General features: G+C 70.8%; 11 protein-coding genes. 6 read left to right on the top strand and 5 right to left on the bottom strand.

Annotated features, from left to right (window positions below):
* Nucleotides 1-69: 69 nt before the first annotated feature.
* Nucleotides 70-555, bottom strand: a complete 486-nt coding sequence (locus BGP73_RS04290) for a hypothetical protein (RefSeq protein ID WP_374701117.1) — start codon at nucleotides 553-555, stop codon at nucleotides 70-72.
* A 424-nt stretch (nucleotides 556-979) separates the two neighbouring features.
* On the opposite strand from BGP73_RS04290, the gene BGP73_RS04285 reads away from it, so the two are divergent.
* From BGP73_RS04285 to BGP73_RS04275, 3 genes are all read left to right on the top strand, one after another.
* A complete protein-coding gene (locus BGP73_RS04285) occupies nucleotides 980-3,601 on the top strand; it encodes a sensor histidine kinase (protein WP_069812134.1) in 2,622 nt (873 codons plus the stop codon).
* Entirely contained in the window at nucleotides 3,598-4,026 is a 429-nt protein-coding gene (locus BGP73_RS04280; RefSeq protein ID WP_069812133.1) for a roadblock/LC7 domain-containing protein, read from the top strand. Before BGP73_RS04285 ends, BGP73_RS04280 begins: the two co-directional genes overlap by 4 nt.
* Before the next feature lie 102 nt (nucleotides 4,027-4,128).
* Entirely contained in the window at nucleotides 4,129-4,536 is a 408-nt protein-coding gene (locus BGP73_RS04275; protein WP_069812132.1) for a DUF742 domain-containing protein, read from the top strand.
* A 141-nt stretch (nucleotides 4,537-4,677) separates the two neighbouring features.
* Here BGP73_RS04275 and glpK read toward each other — a convergent pair whose 3' ends face one another.
* The 3 genes from glpK to BGP73_RS04260 form a co-directional block, all read right to left on the bottom strand.
* Nucleotides 4,678-6,186 (bottom strand): glycerol kinase GlpK, encoded by a 1,509-nt coding sequence (glpK, locus tag BGP73_RS04270; protein ID WP_069812131.1) that lies wholly within the window; start codon nucleotides 6,184-6,186, stop codon nucleotides 4,678-4,680.
* Nucleotides 6,187-6,579: 393 nt separating this feature from the next.
* A complete protein-coding gene (locus tag BGP73_RS04265) occupies nucleotides 6,580-6,933 on the bottom strand; it encodes a DUF962 domain-containing protein (RefSeq protein ID WP_069812130.1) in 354 nt (117 codons plus the stop codon).
* Between the two features lie 86 nt (nucleotides 6,934-7,019).
* Nucleotides 7,020-7,817 (bottom strand): M15 family metallopeptidase, encoded by a 798-nt coding sequence (locus BGP73_RS04260; protein WP_107473968.1) that lies wholly within the window; start codon nucleotides 7,815-7,817, stop codon nucleotides 7,020-7,022.
* A 60-nt stretch (nucleotides 7,818-7,877) separates the two neighbouring features.
* Here BGP73_RS04260 and BGP73_RS04255 point away from each other — a divergent pair, with 60 nt between their 5' ends.
* From BGP73_RS04255 to BGP73_RS22820, 3 genes are all read left to right on the top strand, one after another.
* A complete protein-coding gene (locus BGP73_RS04255; protein WP_069812128.1) occupies nucleotides 7,878-8,432 on the top strand; it encodes an NUDIX domain-containing protein in 555 nt (184 codons plus the stop codon).
* Between the two features lie 249 nt (nucleotides 8,433-8,681).
* Nucleotides 8,682-10,694, top strand: a complete 2,013-nt coding sequence (locus tag BGP73_RS04250) for an acetoacetate--CoA ligase (RefSeq protein ID WP_069812127.1) — start codon at nucleotides 8,682-8,684, stop codon at nucleotides 10,692-10,694.
* A gap of 92 nt (nucleotides 10,695-10,786) precedes the next feature.
* The gene (locus tag BGP73_RS22820; RefSeq protein ID WP_069812126.1) at nucleotides 10,787-11,680 is read left to right on the top strand and encodes a hypothetical protein; all 894 of its coding nucleotides are present in this window, start codon (nucleotides 10,787-10,789) and stop codon (nucleotides 11,678-11,680) included.
* 146 nt (nucleotides 11,681-11,826) lie between these two features.
* On the opposite strand, the gene ptsP is transcribed toward BGP73_RS22820, so the two are convergent.
* Entirely contained in the window at nucleotides 11,827-13,497 is a 1,671-nt protein-coding gene (gene ptsP, locus BGP73_RS04240; RefSeq protein ID WP_069812125.1) for a phosphoenolpyruvate--protein phosphotransferase, read from the bottom strand.
* Nucleotides 13,498-14,189 lie beyond the last annotated feature (692 nt).

Below are 14,189 nucleotides of genomic sequence, written 5' to 3'. Positions count from 1 at the left end.
GAGAACCGGAAGCCCCCCACTCCCGCGAACGGTCTACCGTCACCCGTCGGCAGCTGACGACGCTCGGTGTCAGGCTTTCGACAGCCCCTGCCCCGGCAGCCGGTTCTGCTCCGGCCGCTGGTCCTTGCGGCGTGCCTGGCGGCGTGCCGCCCGTCGGGCCGCACGCCGTTCCCGGCGACGGGCGCGGGCTGTGCTGCTGGGGGTCGAGACCACCCCGTGCCGCTGGTTCCACACCTGGCGGGTGATCCACACGTCCAGCACGCTCCAGGTCGCCACCACCGTGCTGGCCACGGAGCACAGCACCGCGGGGAAGGCGAACCACGAGCCGGCGAGCGTGCACAGGAAGGCGACCATCGCCTGGACCAGTGTCACCGCGACGATGACGACGGCACGGGCGGCCGCGGTACGCACCGGATCGGGCAACCGAGGACGCTTCGCCGGTTCCTCCGTCCACAGCGTGCGGCGCCCCGCGGCCCGCGACGCCTCGCGGCGGCCCCGTACCCCGTGCAGGAAGTCCGCTTCAGGCGCTCGTGCGTGACCTGCTCCAGGTGCCATCAGATCCCCACTCCCGTGCGAACGTGCGGTTCGGCGCAGGCCCGGAGCCGTCGCGCCGCTCCACCGGCCCCCGACTCAGGCCGAGCCCGGTCCCGGAACCGGTCGGTTGGCGAGCGCCCCCGAAAAAACGCCCACGCCGCTGGAAAGGGCACGAACGGTAGTGGGCGAAAGGTTCCCGGCACGACGTTGGTTTTGGACCGGGGAATTGATCAGTCGGCCCGTCTCCCATTGCCTTTCGACGCATTCCAGGAAGGCAAGTATATCCGGCCATCACCGGATAATTCTCGGAAGGCTGGTATGCCACGGCGAAACCCGCGGTCAGGGCAACCCTTCGAGTTGCCGCTCTTCCAGTAGTAGGCTCACGGCCGTCTATGGAGACACGGCAACACCACACCCGTGGAGCGGGGTTGAGGCAGGAGAGGCCATGAGTTCTCGCGGGACGTCGATCCGCAGGAAGATCGTGGGGCTGCTTCTGCTTCCGCTGCTGTCCCTGACCACCATCTGGGCGGTGGCCGCGGTGTTCACCGGCCGCGAGGCCCAGCGACTGTTCGAGGTCGGACCGTTCCTGGAGAAGGTGGCCCACCCGGTCGAGGACGTGGTGCAGGGCCTCCAGGAGGAGCGCAGGCAGAGTCTGGTCTTCCTCGCCGACCCCAGGAACGCGGCGACCCACTCCAGACTGCGGCAGTTGGAGCAGGAGACCGACCGGCGAGCCGAGGCGCTCCGGAGGAACATCCGCTCCGACGACAGCGTCGCCTCCGCGCTCTCCAGGCTGGGGCCCCGGGTGGACAGCGTCCTGGAGAGCCTGGACAGCCTGGAGGGGCTGCGTCACAGGGTGGAGGAGGGCACCATCGCCCGCTCCGCAGCCTTCGTCGCCTACAACGACGTCATCGACCCCTGCTACACGTTGCTCACCTCGCAGAGCGACGGGGTGATGGACGATCCGCGCATCGCCGACGAGGGCCGGGCGCTCATCGGCATCGCCCGTGCCCGGGAAGCGCTGTCCCGCGAGGACGCGATGTTCGCCTCCTCCTCCGTCGCGGGGCGGATGGGCAAGCACGACCTGCGTTCCTTCACCGACCGGATCGCGGACCGTGAGCTGCACTACGGCATGAGTCTTCCTCTCCTCCGTGCTGAGGAGCGGGCCCTGTTCGAGGCGTTCTGGAGCGGTCCGGAGAGCGACGACCTGCGCGCGATCGAGGAACGCATCACCGCCGCCGGACCAGAGGGAGCGGTCGACGCGGTGAGCGCCGAGCACTGGCGCGCCACCGCCGACGACGCTCTCGAAAGGCTGGATGCGATGGCGTCCACCGCGACCGAGCGGTTCGAGGACCGGTTGGCACCGGTGACCCGAGAGGGTCTGACCATCGTGCTGGTCATCGCGGGCGTCGGCTTCCTCTCGGTGGTGCTCTCACTCGTCGTCTCCATCCGCATCGGCCGCGGTCTGGTCCGCGATCTCACCAGACTGCGCAAGGAGGCGTCCGAGGCCTCGGACGCCCGCCTGCCCAGCGTGCTCCAGCGGCTGGCGGTCGGCGAACAGGTCGACGTCGAGACCGAGGCCCCCCGGCTCGACTACCCCCGCGACGAGATGGGCCAGGTCGGTCAGGCCCTCAACAACCTGCAGCGCGCCGCGGTCGAGGCCGCGGTGAAACAGGCGGACGTGCGGCGCGGAATCTCCGAGGTGTTCGTCAACCTCGCCCGGCGCAGCCAGGTCCTGCTCCACCGCCAACTCGCGCTGCTGGACACGATGGAGCGGCGTACCGAGGACCCCGACGAACTGGCCGACCTGTTCAAACTCGACCACCTGACCACCCGGATGCGCCGCCACGCCGAAGGGCTGGTCATCCTCTCCGGGGCGGTCCCCTCCCGGCAGTGGCGGAAGCCGGTCCAGCTGATGGACGTGGTCCGGGCCGCGGTGGCCGAAGTGGAGGACTACGAGCGGATCGAGGTCCGCCGGCTGCCGAAGCTCGCCGTGAACGGTCCGGCCGTCGCCGACCTCACCCATCTCGTCGCCGAACTCCTGGAGAACGCCACCGTCTTCTCCCCGCCGCACACCGCCGTCCAGGTACTCGGGGAGCGGGTCGCCAACGGTTTCACGCTGGAGATCCACGACCGCGGCCTGGGCATGGCGCCGCAGACCCTGCTCGACGTCAACCTCCGGCTCGCCGAAACCCCCGAGTTCGAACTCTCGGACACCGACCGGCTCGGACTCTTCGTCGTCGGCCGGCTGGCCCGGCGGCAGGGGGTTCGCGTATCGCTCCAGCCCTCTCCTTACGGGGGCACCACCGCCGTCGTCTTCATCCCGGCCAACCTGCTCACTGAGGAAGCGGAGGGCGGGGGTGGCGAGGACAGGGGGGAGAGCGAGCAGCCGGAGCGGAGACCGCCGGGCAGCGGATACCGGGCCTCCACCGGTACACCGGCCGCGATCACCGGCCGTGCTGCCCGCCGTACCACTCCCGTACTGGACGGTCCGGTCGAACTCGAGGGTCCGCTGGACGATCTGGACGGGGACGACTCCGAGCAGGGCACCATCCTCCGCACCCTCACGGGAGCGAACACCCGGCCGAGGCCCGCGGGCGGTCCGGTCCGCGGTTACTCCGGCGAACAGCACCAGCACAGTTCGGACGACCTGGAACCCGCTCGGTCCGGCGGTGACCCGGTCCCGCTGCCGCGTCGGCAGGCGCCGGTGCTGATCAGCGATCACGGCCGGATGGTGGAGCCGGACGGCCGTCGCACCCGGGGAGCCCAGGACGAGGACGGCGGTGGTCCGGAGTCGGGAGCCGGGCGGACTCCCGGCACTGGGTTGCCGCGCCGGGTGCGGCAGGCCAGCCTCGCGCCCCAGCTGAAGCCGGCCGAACCGTTCCGACCTGCCGAACCCGACGAGGAGACCGCGACGACCGAACGAGACCGGGACGCAGAGGAGGTGCGGTCCCGGATGGCCTCGCTGCAGCGGGGCTGGGAACGAGGACGAGCCGATGGTGACGAGAGCGCTGGAGACACCGGCGACATCTCGTCAGCCACGACAACCGAGGGGGAAGACGGTCGATGAGCACATCGAAGCCCATGGCATCCGACGGTTCGGGGAACCGGCTGAACTGGCTCCTGGACGAGCTGGTCGGCCGGGTCGCCAGCATCCGCAAGGCACTCCTGCTCTCCGGGGACGGCCTGGCGACGGGGGTCTCGACGGACCTGTCCCGGGAGGACGCCGAACATCTGGCGGCCGTCGCCTCCGGCTTCCACAGCCTCGCCAAGGGCGTGGGGCGCCACTTCGACGCCGGTCAGGTCCGGCAGACCCTGGTCGAACTCGACGAGGCCTTCCTCTTCGTGACCGCCGCGGGGGACGGCAGCTGCCTGGCGGTGCTGGCCGACGCCGACTCCGACGTGGGCCAGGTGGCCTACGAGATGACGCTCCTGGTCAAGCGGGTGGGCGCTCACCTCGCTTCCGCACCGCGGGAGGCGGCCGCCGGCGGGTGACCCGTCGATGGTCACCCACCGGGCGGAGTCTCCGCTTCCCAGCCGACGATCCGGGAGACCGGACAGATCCGTGTCAGACATCGCCTGTGAGGCTGGCGTGATATGAGCGAGGATGGGGAACGCTGGTTCGACGACGCTGCGGGGCCGGTCGTCCGGCCCTACGCCATGACCCGGGGACGCACCCGCGGGAGAGCCCGGGAAGAGTTCGACCTGATCGCCATGGTCGTCGCCGAGCACCGGGACGGGCCGGACGAAGGAGATGACGGCGGAGACGGAGCCGACCGGGGACTCTCCCCCGAACACCTCAGCCTCGTCGAGCTGTGCCGGGCAGCCCCGCTGTCCGTCGCCGAACTGGCAGCCGGCCTCGACCTGCCGGTGGGAGTGGTCAGGGTCTTCGTCGGCGACCTGCTGGCGGCGGAGCTGGTCCGGGTCTCACGTCCCGTGCCCCCGGCAGAGCTGCCGGACGTCAGCATCCTGCGCGAGGTGATCAACGGTCTCCGGGCCCTGTGAACCCGGGCCAGGCCGGGACGACCCTTCCGAGGCAGCCGGCCCCTGGGCGCCGACCCGACCGGAGGTGGGTACGGCGCCGGAGGCCGGCCGCACCGCACCCATGGGCCCCGGCGGCCGGGCCGGCGGGCTCGGCCCGAGCCGTCAGGCCTCTGCCTGCTCCCAACCGAAGCTGCGTTCGACGGCCTTCCGCCACTGGCCGTGCTCGCGTTCCCTCTCCTCCGCTCCCATCCGAGGGGTCCACTCGACGTCCCGCGCCCAGTGCGACCTGAGCTCGTCGAGGTCCTGCCAGACCCCCGTGGCCAGCCCCGCGGCGTAGGCCGCACCAAGACAGGTGGTCTCCGCGATCTTCGGCCGGATCACCGGCACGCCCAGCACGTCCGCCTGGTGCTGCATCAGCAGGTTGTTCACCGTCATCCCGCCGTCCACCTTCAGGCTCTGGATCTCCACGCCGGAGTCCTGGTACATCGCGTCGACCACCTCGCGCGTCTGCCAACTGGTGGCCTCCAGCACCGCCCGGGCCAGATGGGCCTTGGTGACGTAACGCGTCAGGCCCGTGATGACCCCTCGGGCGTCCGAACGCCAGTACGGCGCGAAGAGTCCGGAGAAGGCCGGCACGATGTAGGCGCCGCCGTTGTCGTCGACGCTGGCGGCCAGCTCCTCGATCTCGTCGGACGTCCGGATGATCCCGAGCTGGTCGCGGAACCACTGCACCAGCGCCCCGGTGATGGCGATGGAGCCCTCCAGGCAGTAGACCGGCCGCTCCCCGGCGAGCCGGTAGCCCATCGTCGTCAGCAGGCCGCTCTTGGAGGCCACCGGCCGCTCCCCGGTGTTCAGCAGCAGGAAACTCCCGGTGCCGTAGGTGTTCTTGGCCTCGCCGACCCCGTAGCAGGTCTGCCCGAACACCGCGGCCTGCTGGTCGCCGAGGGCCGAGGCGACCGGTACCCCCGCCAGCTGGCCCACGGCCTGCCCGTACACCTCGGAGGACGACTTGATCTCCGGAAGCATTGACTCCGGGATATTCATCGCAGCCAGGTTCGCCGGCTCCCACTCCAGGGTCTTGATGTTCATCAGCATGGTGCGGCAGGCGTTGGTGACATCGGTGACGTGCCTGCCGCCGTCCGGCCCACCCGTCAGGTTCCAGATGAGCCAGGAGTCCATCGTGCCGAAGGCGATCTCGCCCTTCTCCGCCCGTGCGCGGAGCCCCGGCACGTTCTCCAGGAGCCACAGCGCCTTCGGCCCGGAGAAGTAGCTGGCCAGCGGGAGCCCGGTGGTGTCCCGGAAGCGGTCCTGACCCACCTCGCCGCCCAGCTCGGTGCAGAGCGCCGAGGTACGGGTGTCCTGCCAGACGATGGCGTTGTGCACCGGCTCCCCGGTGGCCTTGTCCCACAGCAGGGTGGTCTCCCGCTGGTTGGTGATACCCAGCGACGTGAGCTGGTCGGCACGGAGACCGGCCTTCCGCAGGGCCCCGGTCACCACGGCCCGGACGTTGGTCCAGATCTCCGCGGCGTCATGCTCGACCCAGCCCGGCCTGGGGAAGATCTGGCGGTGCTCGCGCTGATCGACCGCGACGATCAGCCCCTGCTGGTTGAAGATGATGCACCGACTGGAAGTGGTTCCCTGGTCGATTGCGGCGACGAACTGGACCGGCATGGAGACTCCTGACTCAGAATGCGGCGTTGAAGGTCAGACCCGAGATCACCGCTTCGGCCCCTCGTTGGTCGCAGCGCACCACCGTCTGAAAACGCATAGCGGCTCCCTGGCTCTCGCCGGGGCCGTGTGCCCCGGTCCCTCCGTGCAGGGTGTCTACTTCCCGCACGGGTGGAGCCGGCGGCAGGATTCCCTCCCCCGGAGTACCCCCGTTCGCCGATCCCCGCCGGCTTCCGGCACGAGCCCGCGCCGATCGGCGCGCACCACGGGCACCGTGCGGCTCCGGGCGCCGGAGCAACCTGGGGTTACGACGGCCGGGTGCCGCCTTCTGGGCGTATCCGAACGCGGCAGCCCTCGTCCGGTCCGCCGTGATCCCGCCCGATGCCGTCAGGGGAGTCAGGCTCCGCGGTTCTCCGCGAGCCATTCGGCGGCCGTCTCGGCGAGCTCCCGGTCCCGGCCCGCCAGCATCATCGCGATCATCTGCGCGTCGCCGCGCAACGACCAGGCCGGGTGGCCGAAGGTCGCCGGATTGTTCTTCTCGATGAGGAAATGGGCGGGCCAGGCCGTGCCGTAACCGATCAGGGGGAACGCGGCCAGACAGCGCCGACGCCCCCGGGCGAGCCCGTACCCGGCGACGGCCAGACCGGTGAGGGTTCCCACCAGGTGCACCCACCGGGTCGCCGCCCGGGAGTGCATCGCCACATAGAAGGGCCAGAACTCCTCGTAGCTCTCGAAGGTCCGCTCGCTCATGGCCCCACGCTAACCCCCGCTCCCACCACAGGTAAGGGCCCGGGTGAGAACGGCCGGCTCGCCTCCGGCGTACGGACCACGGGGGTTCACGGCGTCAGCGACCGCCGCTCCACGGGGAAGTCGAAATAGGTGTCGGGGAACAGTTCGGGTTGGTGGGTGAAGTGCCACCACTCCTCCGGAAGGTTCTCGAAGCCCACGGCCTCCAGGGTCTTCTTGAGGAGGAGGCGGTTGGCCCGCTGTTCGCCGGTGATCCGTGGATCCGCCGTGTGGGAGAGGGTGTCGAAGCAGTCGAAACCGGTGCCCATGTCGATGGAGTTGTCCGGGAACCTCTCCCGCTGGGGCGCGTAGCAGGACCTGAGCGGTTCACCCGGGTGGTACGGGCGCGTCGGCCGGACGGGCAGTCTGACGATCGTCAGGTCCACCGTGCTGCCACGGCTGTGACCGGACTTCTCGGCGATGTACCCGTCCTCGAAGAGGCGGGTCTTGTCGACCCGGGGATAGAACTCGTCCTTCATGGACTGGTCGCGCAGATCCTCGGCCCAGGCGACGAAGTGGTCCACGGCCCGCTGCGGCCGGTAGCAGTCGTACACCTTCAGTGTGTACCCCCTGGCGAGCAGCCTCTGCTGCGCCTGACGGAGCGCCAGTGCGGCGGGGCGCGTCAGGATGCACATCGGGCGGTGGTAGCCGTCCACCGGCTCTCCCACGAAGTTGTGCGCGGTCGGGTACCGCATCTCCTGGAGAATGCTCGGGGCGATGTCCCGCAGGGCGACGAACTCCTCCGGGGCCCTGGGCTCCGGTACTGCTCGCGCCGTGGCCGGGAGGGCGGCCAGAGCGATCAGGCCGGCGATGGACGAGGCGAGGGCACGGAGAGTCAGCTTCGGCATGTCCATCGTCTACCAGCCGCGCGGGGACAGGGGAAGGGCCGTGAGAGGTACAGTCCGCCTGTGCCCGAACCCCGCCCCGACTCGCACTGCTCCTTCTGCGGTGCCGGATACCCCGCAGACGTCGGCTGGCCGCGACGGTGCGCCGTCTGCGGCAACGTCGCCTACCGCAACCCCCTGCCCGTCGCCGTGGCGGTGCTGCCCGTGCGCAGCCGTCCGGTCGACGGCCGGGAGCAGCCCCCGGGGCTGACCGTCATCCGGCGCACCATCGAACCTCGACTGGGACACCTGGCCCTGCCCGGCGGCTTCATCGACCACGGAGAGGACTGGCGGCAGGCGGTCGTCCGGGAGCTCCACGAGGAGACCTGCATCGAGGCCGAGTGCGACCAGGTGCGCCTGGCGGACGTCCGCAGCTCCCCCTCGGGCCACCTGCTGGTGTTCGGCCTGCTGCCGGAGCGGCCCGTCGAAGAGCTGCCGCCCTCGGTCCCCACCGAGGAGACCGAGGGCTGGGAAGTCCTGGACACCCCCGCCGAACTCGCCTTCCCGCTCCACACCGAAGTCGCCCGGAAGTGGTTCGAGGGGGGTTACGCCCCGGGACGGCACCGCTCTCACGGCTGAGGGCCGTCCCGCCCGATCCGCCGAGCACTGGGGCACGGCGGTACCGGCCGCCTTCCTCTCGCAGGGCGCTCCAAGGCCACTCTGGTGCGCGGCTCCCTCGCATGGCATCGTCCTGCGCAGCGGTCCCACGCACACCCCGCGCGGGACCGCTGCCGGAGACCACCCGTTTCCGCACGACAGCCGAACGACGACGACCACTGCGAGCGACACCGACCGACGCAGTCTTCTGTGCAGCCCGGGAGCCCAGCCATGACCCCAGCCAACAACCCGCCGACGCCCGCACCCGAACCCCTCTGGACACCCGGCGCCGAACGCGTCGCCAACGCCCAGATCACCCGGTTCCAGACCTGGGCGGCAGAGCGTTACGGCGCACCTCGGACGGTGCCCGGGGACCCGGTGGCCAGTTACGCGGCTCTGCACAAGTGGTCGGTGGAGGAACTGTCGAGCTTCTGGCTGGCGGCGGCAGACTGGTTCGACGTGCGCTTCGGCTCCCCCCACCAGGAGGTTCTCGGCGACGCCGGCATGCCGGGCGCCCGCTGGTTCCCGGGCGCCACGCTCAACTACGCCGAGCACGCCCTCCGGGCCGGCGAGGACTCCGAGCGCGCCGGTCTGCCGGCGCTGCTGAGCGTGGACGAACAACAGGTTCCGCGCCCCCTCAGCTGGGGCGAACTGCGCCGGCAGGTCGGTTCACTGGCCGCCGAACTCCGCCGACTGGGGGTGCGGCCCGGTGACCGGGTCAGCGGTTACCTGCCGAACATCCCGGAGGCGGTCGTCGCCCTGCTCGCCACCGCGGCCGTAGGCGGCGTCTGGACGTCCTGCGCTCCGGACTTCGGGGCCCGTTCCGTCCTCGACCGCTTCCAACAGGTCGAACCGGTCGTCCTCTTCACCGTCGACGGCTACCGCTACGGAGGCAAGGAGCACGACCGGAGCGAGACCGTCACCGAGCTCCGGAAGAACCTGCCCACCCTGCGCGCAGTCGTCCACATTCCGCTGCTGGGCACCTCGGCTCCGTCGGGCGCGCTGGAATGGGCCCGGCTGACCTCGGCCGAGGTCGAGCCGGAGTTCGAGCAGGTTCCCTTCGACCACCCGCTCTGGGTGCTCTACTCCTCCGGCACCACCGGACTGCCGAAGGCCATCGTGCAGTCCCAGGGCGGCATCCTGCTGGAACACCTCAAACAGCTGGCCCTCCACACCGACCTCGGCCCCGGGGACCGCTTCTTCTGGTACACCTCGACCGGCTGGATGATGTGGAACTTCCTCGTCTCCGGTCTGCTGGTCGGCTCCACCATCGTGCTCTACGACGGCAGCCCCGGTTTCCCGGACACCGCGGCCCAGTGGCGGATCGCCGAGCGCACCTCGGCCACGCTGTTCGGCACCTCGGCCGCCTACGTCATGGCCTGCGCCAAGGCCGGGGTCCACCCTGGCCGCGATTTCGACCTGTCGCGGGTCCGCTGTGTCGCCACCACCGGCTCGCCACTCCCGCCCGACGGCTTCCGCTGGCTCCACGACGAGGTCGCCGAGGACCTGTGGATCGCCTCGGTGAGCGGCGGCACGGACGTCTGCAGCTGCTTCGCCGGTGCCGTCCCCACCCTCCCGGTGTACGTCGGCGAACTCCAGGCCCCCTGCCTCGCCACCGACCTCCAGGCCTGGGACGGTCGGGGCGGAGCGGTGGTCGACGAGGTCGGCGAACTCGTCGTCACCACGCCGATGCCCTCGATGCCGATCCGCTTCTGGAACGACCCCGACGGCACCCGCTACCGGGAGAGCTACTTCGAGATGTTCCCGGGGAACTGGCGGCACGGCGACTGGATCACCCTCACCTCCCGCGGCACGGTCGTGATCCACGGCAGATCGGACTCCACGCTCAACCGGCAGGGCGTGCGGATGGGCTCGGCCGACATCTACGAAGTGGTGGAAAGGCTCCCCGAGGTCAGGGAGACCCTCGTCATCGGGGTCGAGGAGCCGGACGGCGGCTACTGGATGCCGCTGTTCGTCCACCTGAAGGAGGGAGCCGTCCTGGACGAGGCGCTGATCGACCGGATCAGAAGCACCATCCGCAAGGAACTCTCCCCGCGCCACGTCCCGGACGAGATCATCCAGGTGCCGGGCGTCCCTCACACCCTCACCGGCAAGCGCATCGAGGTTCCGGTCAAACGCCTCCTCCAGGGGACCGCCCTGGAGAAGGCGGTCAATCCCGGCTCCGTCGACGACGTCGGGCTGCTCCGGTTCTACGAGCGGGTCGCCCGGGAGCGGAGCGCCTGAGAGACGCCACACACCCCCTCGTCACACTCTGCTGTCAGTGCCGTCACTTAGCGTGATGGAGGCGCATTGGACGAACCGAGGGGGAGTCGGCGATGGCACGTACCGGAAACCACGACAAGACGGGGGCCACCGCCACCCGACTGCGGAGAGAGGCGCCGAGCATCGTCGGCCTGCTGGTCCGGGAGGAGGACTTCGCCGCGATGCGGCGCTACCGCTCCTTCGCCTTCCGCGAGCACATCACCTATCTGCGGCAGATGGAGCAGTTGCTGCGCGTCCTGACGGCGCAGGGTGTCCACACCACGCTCACCGTTTTCGACCCGGTCGAATTCGACGAGTTCTGCGCGGATGCCGACCTCGACCCCGACAGCGTGGCGAGCCGGGCTCGCTATGTCGCCGACATCGCCTCGGCTGGCGCCACCGTCACCTACGACGGCCGACCCCTCGACAGGCTCGCCCGGCGGCTCCTTGACGAGCAGGACCGTCGCGCCGTACTGGACAGGGCCATGTCGATGCTGGCCGGAGCCGGACCCGTCCCGGGCTCCGGGGAGGACGGTGGCCGCACCGCCTACGCCCGGGCCTCCCAGGCACTGGTCCGGCTCCTCCAGACCGTGGGCGCCGGGAGGCACCACCTGGTGTGCAGCGTCCCGGACAGGGAGGGGCCGCTGGTCGCGGCGGTGAGCGCCGAGTGCGGGGCGCACGGCGAGCTCAGGCTGCTCGAGGCCGAAGCGCTCGTCTACTGCACGGTGCTGGCCGCGGGCATCGTCACCGGCAGCCCCGGCGGCCTGGTCGTCCGCAGCACCAGGGAAGCGGGCACCGACACCGTACGGGGCTGGGTGCTCCGGGACGGGTGGCCCCGACCGCTTACCGCGGCCCAGGTGTTCACCGCTTACTGCACCGATCCGGAGACGGGCGATCCCGTGCCACCGGAGCCGGGGGTCGACTACCAGCCGGGCATCGTGCTGCCACCCCCGGAAGGCGCCGGCTGACCGGTCGGCCCCGACCGACGAACGGGACAGCCGCACGGTGACTCCGGCGAAACCCGCCGGTGATGGCCGGCCCGTTCCACGCGCTGGCCACCACCGGGGTGTGGGAAGCAGCCGGGGAGTGACCGCCGCGTAACGGTAGGCGGTGGTCACTCCCCGGACAACACCGCCTGCGCGGCTCGCCGGGCCTGCTCGGCGCTGTCCGTGGCACGCGCCGCGGCGGCCGCGCGCTCGCACTGAGGAAGCGTGTGTTTGGCCAACGTCGCCCTGACGAACGGCAGGGCGGACGCGGTCATCGACAGACTGCTCACCCCCAGACCGGTCAGCACGCAGGCCAGTACGGGATCGGCGGCCGCCTCCCCGCAGACGCCGCAACTCTTGCCCTCCGCCCGCGCCGCTTCGGCGGAGAGGGCGATCAGATCGAGCAGCGCCGGATGCCACGGATCCTGCAGCCGCGAGACGCCGCCGACCTGCCGGTCAGCGGCGAAGGTGTACTGCGCGAGGTCATTGGTGCCCAGTGAGAGGAACTCGACCTCCTGGAGAATCGAGCGGGCCCGCAGGGCAGCGGACGGGATCTCCACCATCGCCCCGTACTTCGCTGGCAGGCCGGCGGCGCGGCACGCCTCGGCGAACGCCCTGGCGTCACTGCGATCGGCGACCATCGGGGCCATGACCTCCAGATGGACCGGCAGCCCCTCAGCGGCCTCGACAAGCGCGTCGAGTTGCCCCCGCAGCACCTCCGGGTGGTCCAGCAGTGCGCGCAGCCCCCGCACACCGAGCGCCGGGTTCGGCTCGTCGGCCGGAGTGAGGAAGTCCAGCGGCTTGTCCGCTCCGGCGTCCAGCACCCGCACCACGACACGACTGCCCGGAAACGCCTCAAGCACCGTTCGATAGGCCCCGACCTGTTTCTCTCGCGACGGAGCCCGACGACTGTCCTCCAGGAAGAGGAACTCGGTGCGGAACAGCCCCACCCCCTCCGCCCCGGCCTCCAGCGCGGCGGGAACGTCGGCCGGCCCGCCGATGTTGGCCAGCAGCGGCACCTTGTGGCCGTCCGAAGTCACCCCGGGACCCGAGGAACCTCGGAGCGCCGCCTGCCGTTCGGCGGCCTCCGCCTCCAGTTCCTCCCGCTCACGGGGATCGGGATCCACCAGAACCTCTCCGGTACTCCCGTCCACCGCGATGACGGTGCCCTCGGACAGTTCGGTGGCGCCCCGCAAGGCGACGACGGCCGGCACCCCCAGCGCACGCGCGAGAATGGCGCTGTGGCTGGTCGGTCCGCCCTCCTCGGTCACGAATCCCAGTACCAGCGTCGTGTCGAGCAGCGCGGTGTCCGCCGGTGCCAGGTCGTGCGCGATCAGGACGTATGGCTGCTCGCTGTCCGGCACACCCGGCATGGGGACGCCGAGCAGGCGCGCCACGATCCGGTTGCGCACGTCGTCGAGGTCCGCGACGCGTCCGGCCAGGTACTCGCCGGCCCCTGCCAGCAGGGCCCGATAGGAGGCGAAGGCGTCGTAGACAGCACGTTCGGCGGAGCTCCCGACCGCGATCCGGCGCTCGACGTCGGACAGCAGCTCCGGGTCCTGGGCCATCATGGCCTGGGCCTCGAGTACGGCCTGGGCATCGCCGCCCGCCAGGTTCCCGCGTGCCGTCAGGTCCGCGGAGACGGCTTCGGCCGCCCTCCGAGCACGGCCCTGCTCGCGCGGCGCGTCGTCCCTCCGGATCTGCTGGGCCGGTGGTTCGAGAACCGCGGTCCCCATGTGTCTGACCTCGCCGATCGCCACGCCGTGGCTCACGCCGACGCCTTGCAGGGTTGTCCTCATCTCACAGTCTCCGATTGAGAGTGGCGGGTACCGCCTCGGTGGATGTCCCTCGGTGATGTCGTAGTCGGGCGTCAGTCGCGTGTCGAGAGCACTTTCCGGCTGATCGGGTGGCGGGGACGGGCCGGCTCCTCTCCGCGACGGGCTCAGTGGGGAAGGCGGCACGACGGCCGTCCGAGGCGATAAGGAAGATCCAAGTGAGCCTCCCAGGCGCTGGCTGCCTACGGACGACGCCTCCGGCCGCCGTGTCCAGCGGGGTCTTCCCCCGTCACGGCACCCGCCACGCGCACACGCGTGTCGGCCGGCGGCCCGGAGAGGTCCCGGCACAGTGCTCCCGGCCGCCCTGCCCGGCCGCAACGGACGCGCCGCTCAGCAGGGCAAATCCCGCCGCGGGCCGCACGGAACCGTTCCGGATGGGCGGCCTCCAGGCAGCGTAGGTCACGGGGACCGCCGCCGGGGCTAAGGGCGCGGACTGCCACGCTGGCACGGAGCACACAGTGATTTGCCTCGCCGACCGGCGGCGATGTAATCTTGAAGACCTGGTCGCAGGGAGAGCGGCGTAGATACTCAGGTGGATACCCGCTCCCGGGCCGGACCTACCACAGCTGATCGAACTCGAAGCCGATCCTGTGTGTCCATGGACGAGAGTCTGCGGAGACCGGATTCGGAAGACAGAAAAGTGACTGGTAGGGTTT

The sequence above is a fragment of the Streptomyces sp. TP-A0874 genome (assembly GCF_001748085.1).
Lineage (GTDB): Bacteria > Actinomycetota > Actinomycetes > Streptomycetales > Streptomycetaceae > Streptomyces.
Note: the sequence above shows the minus strand (reverse complement) of the source record. Positions and strands in the feature narration are given on the sequence as shown.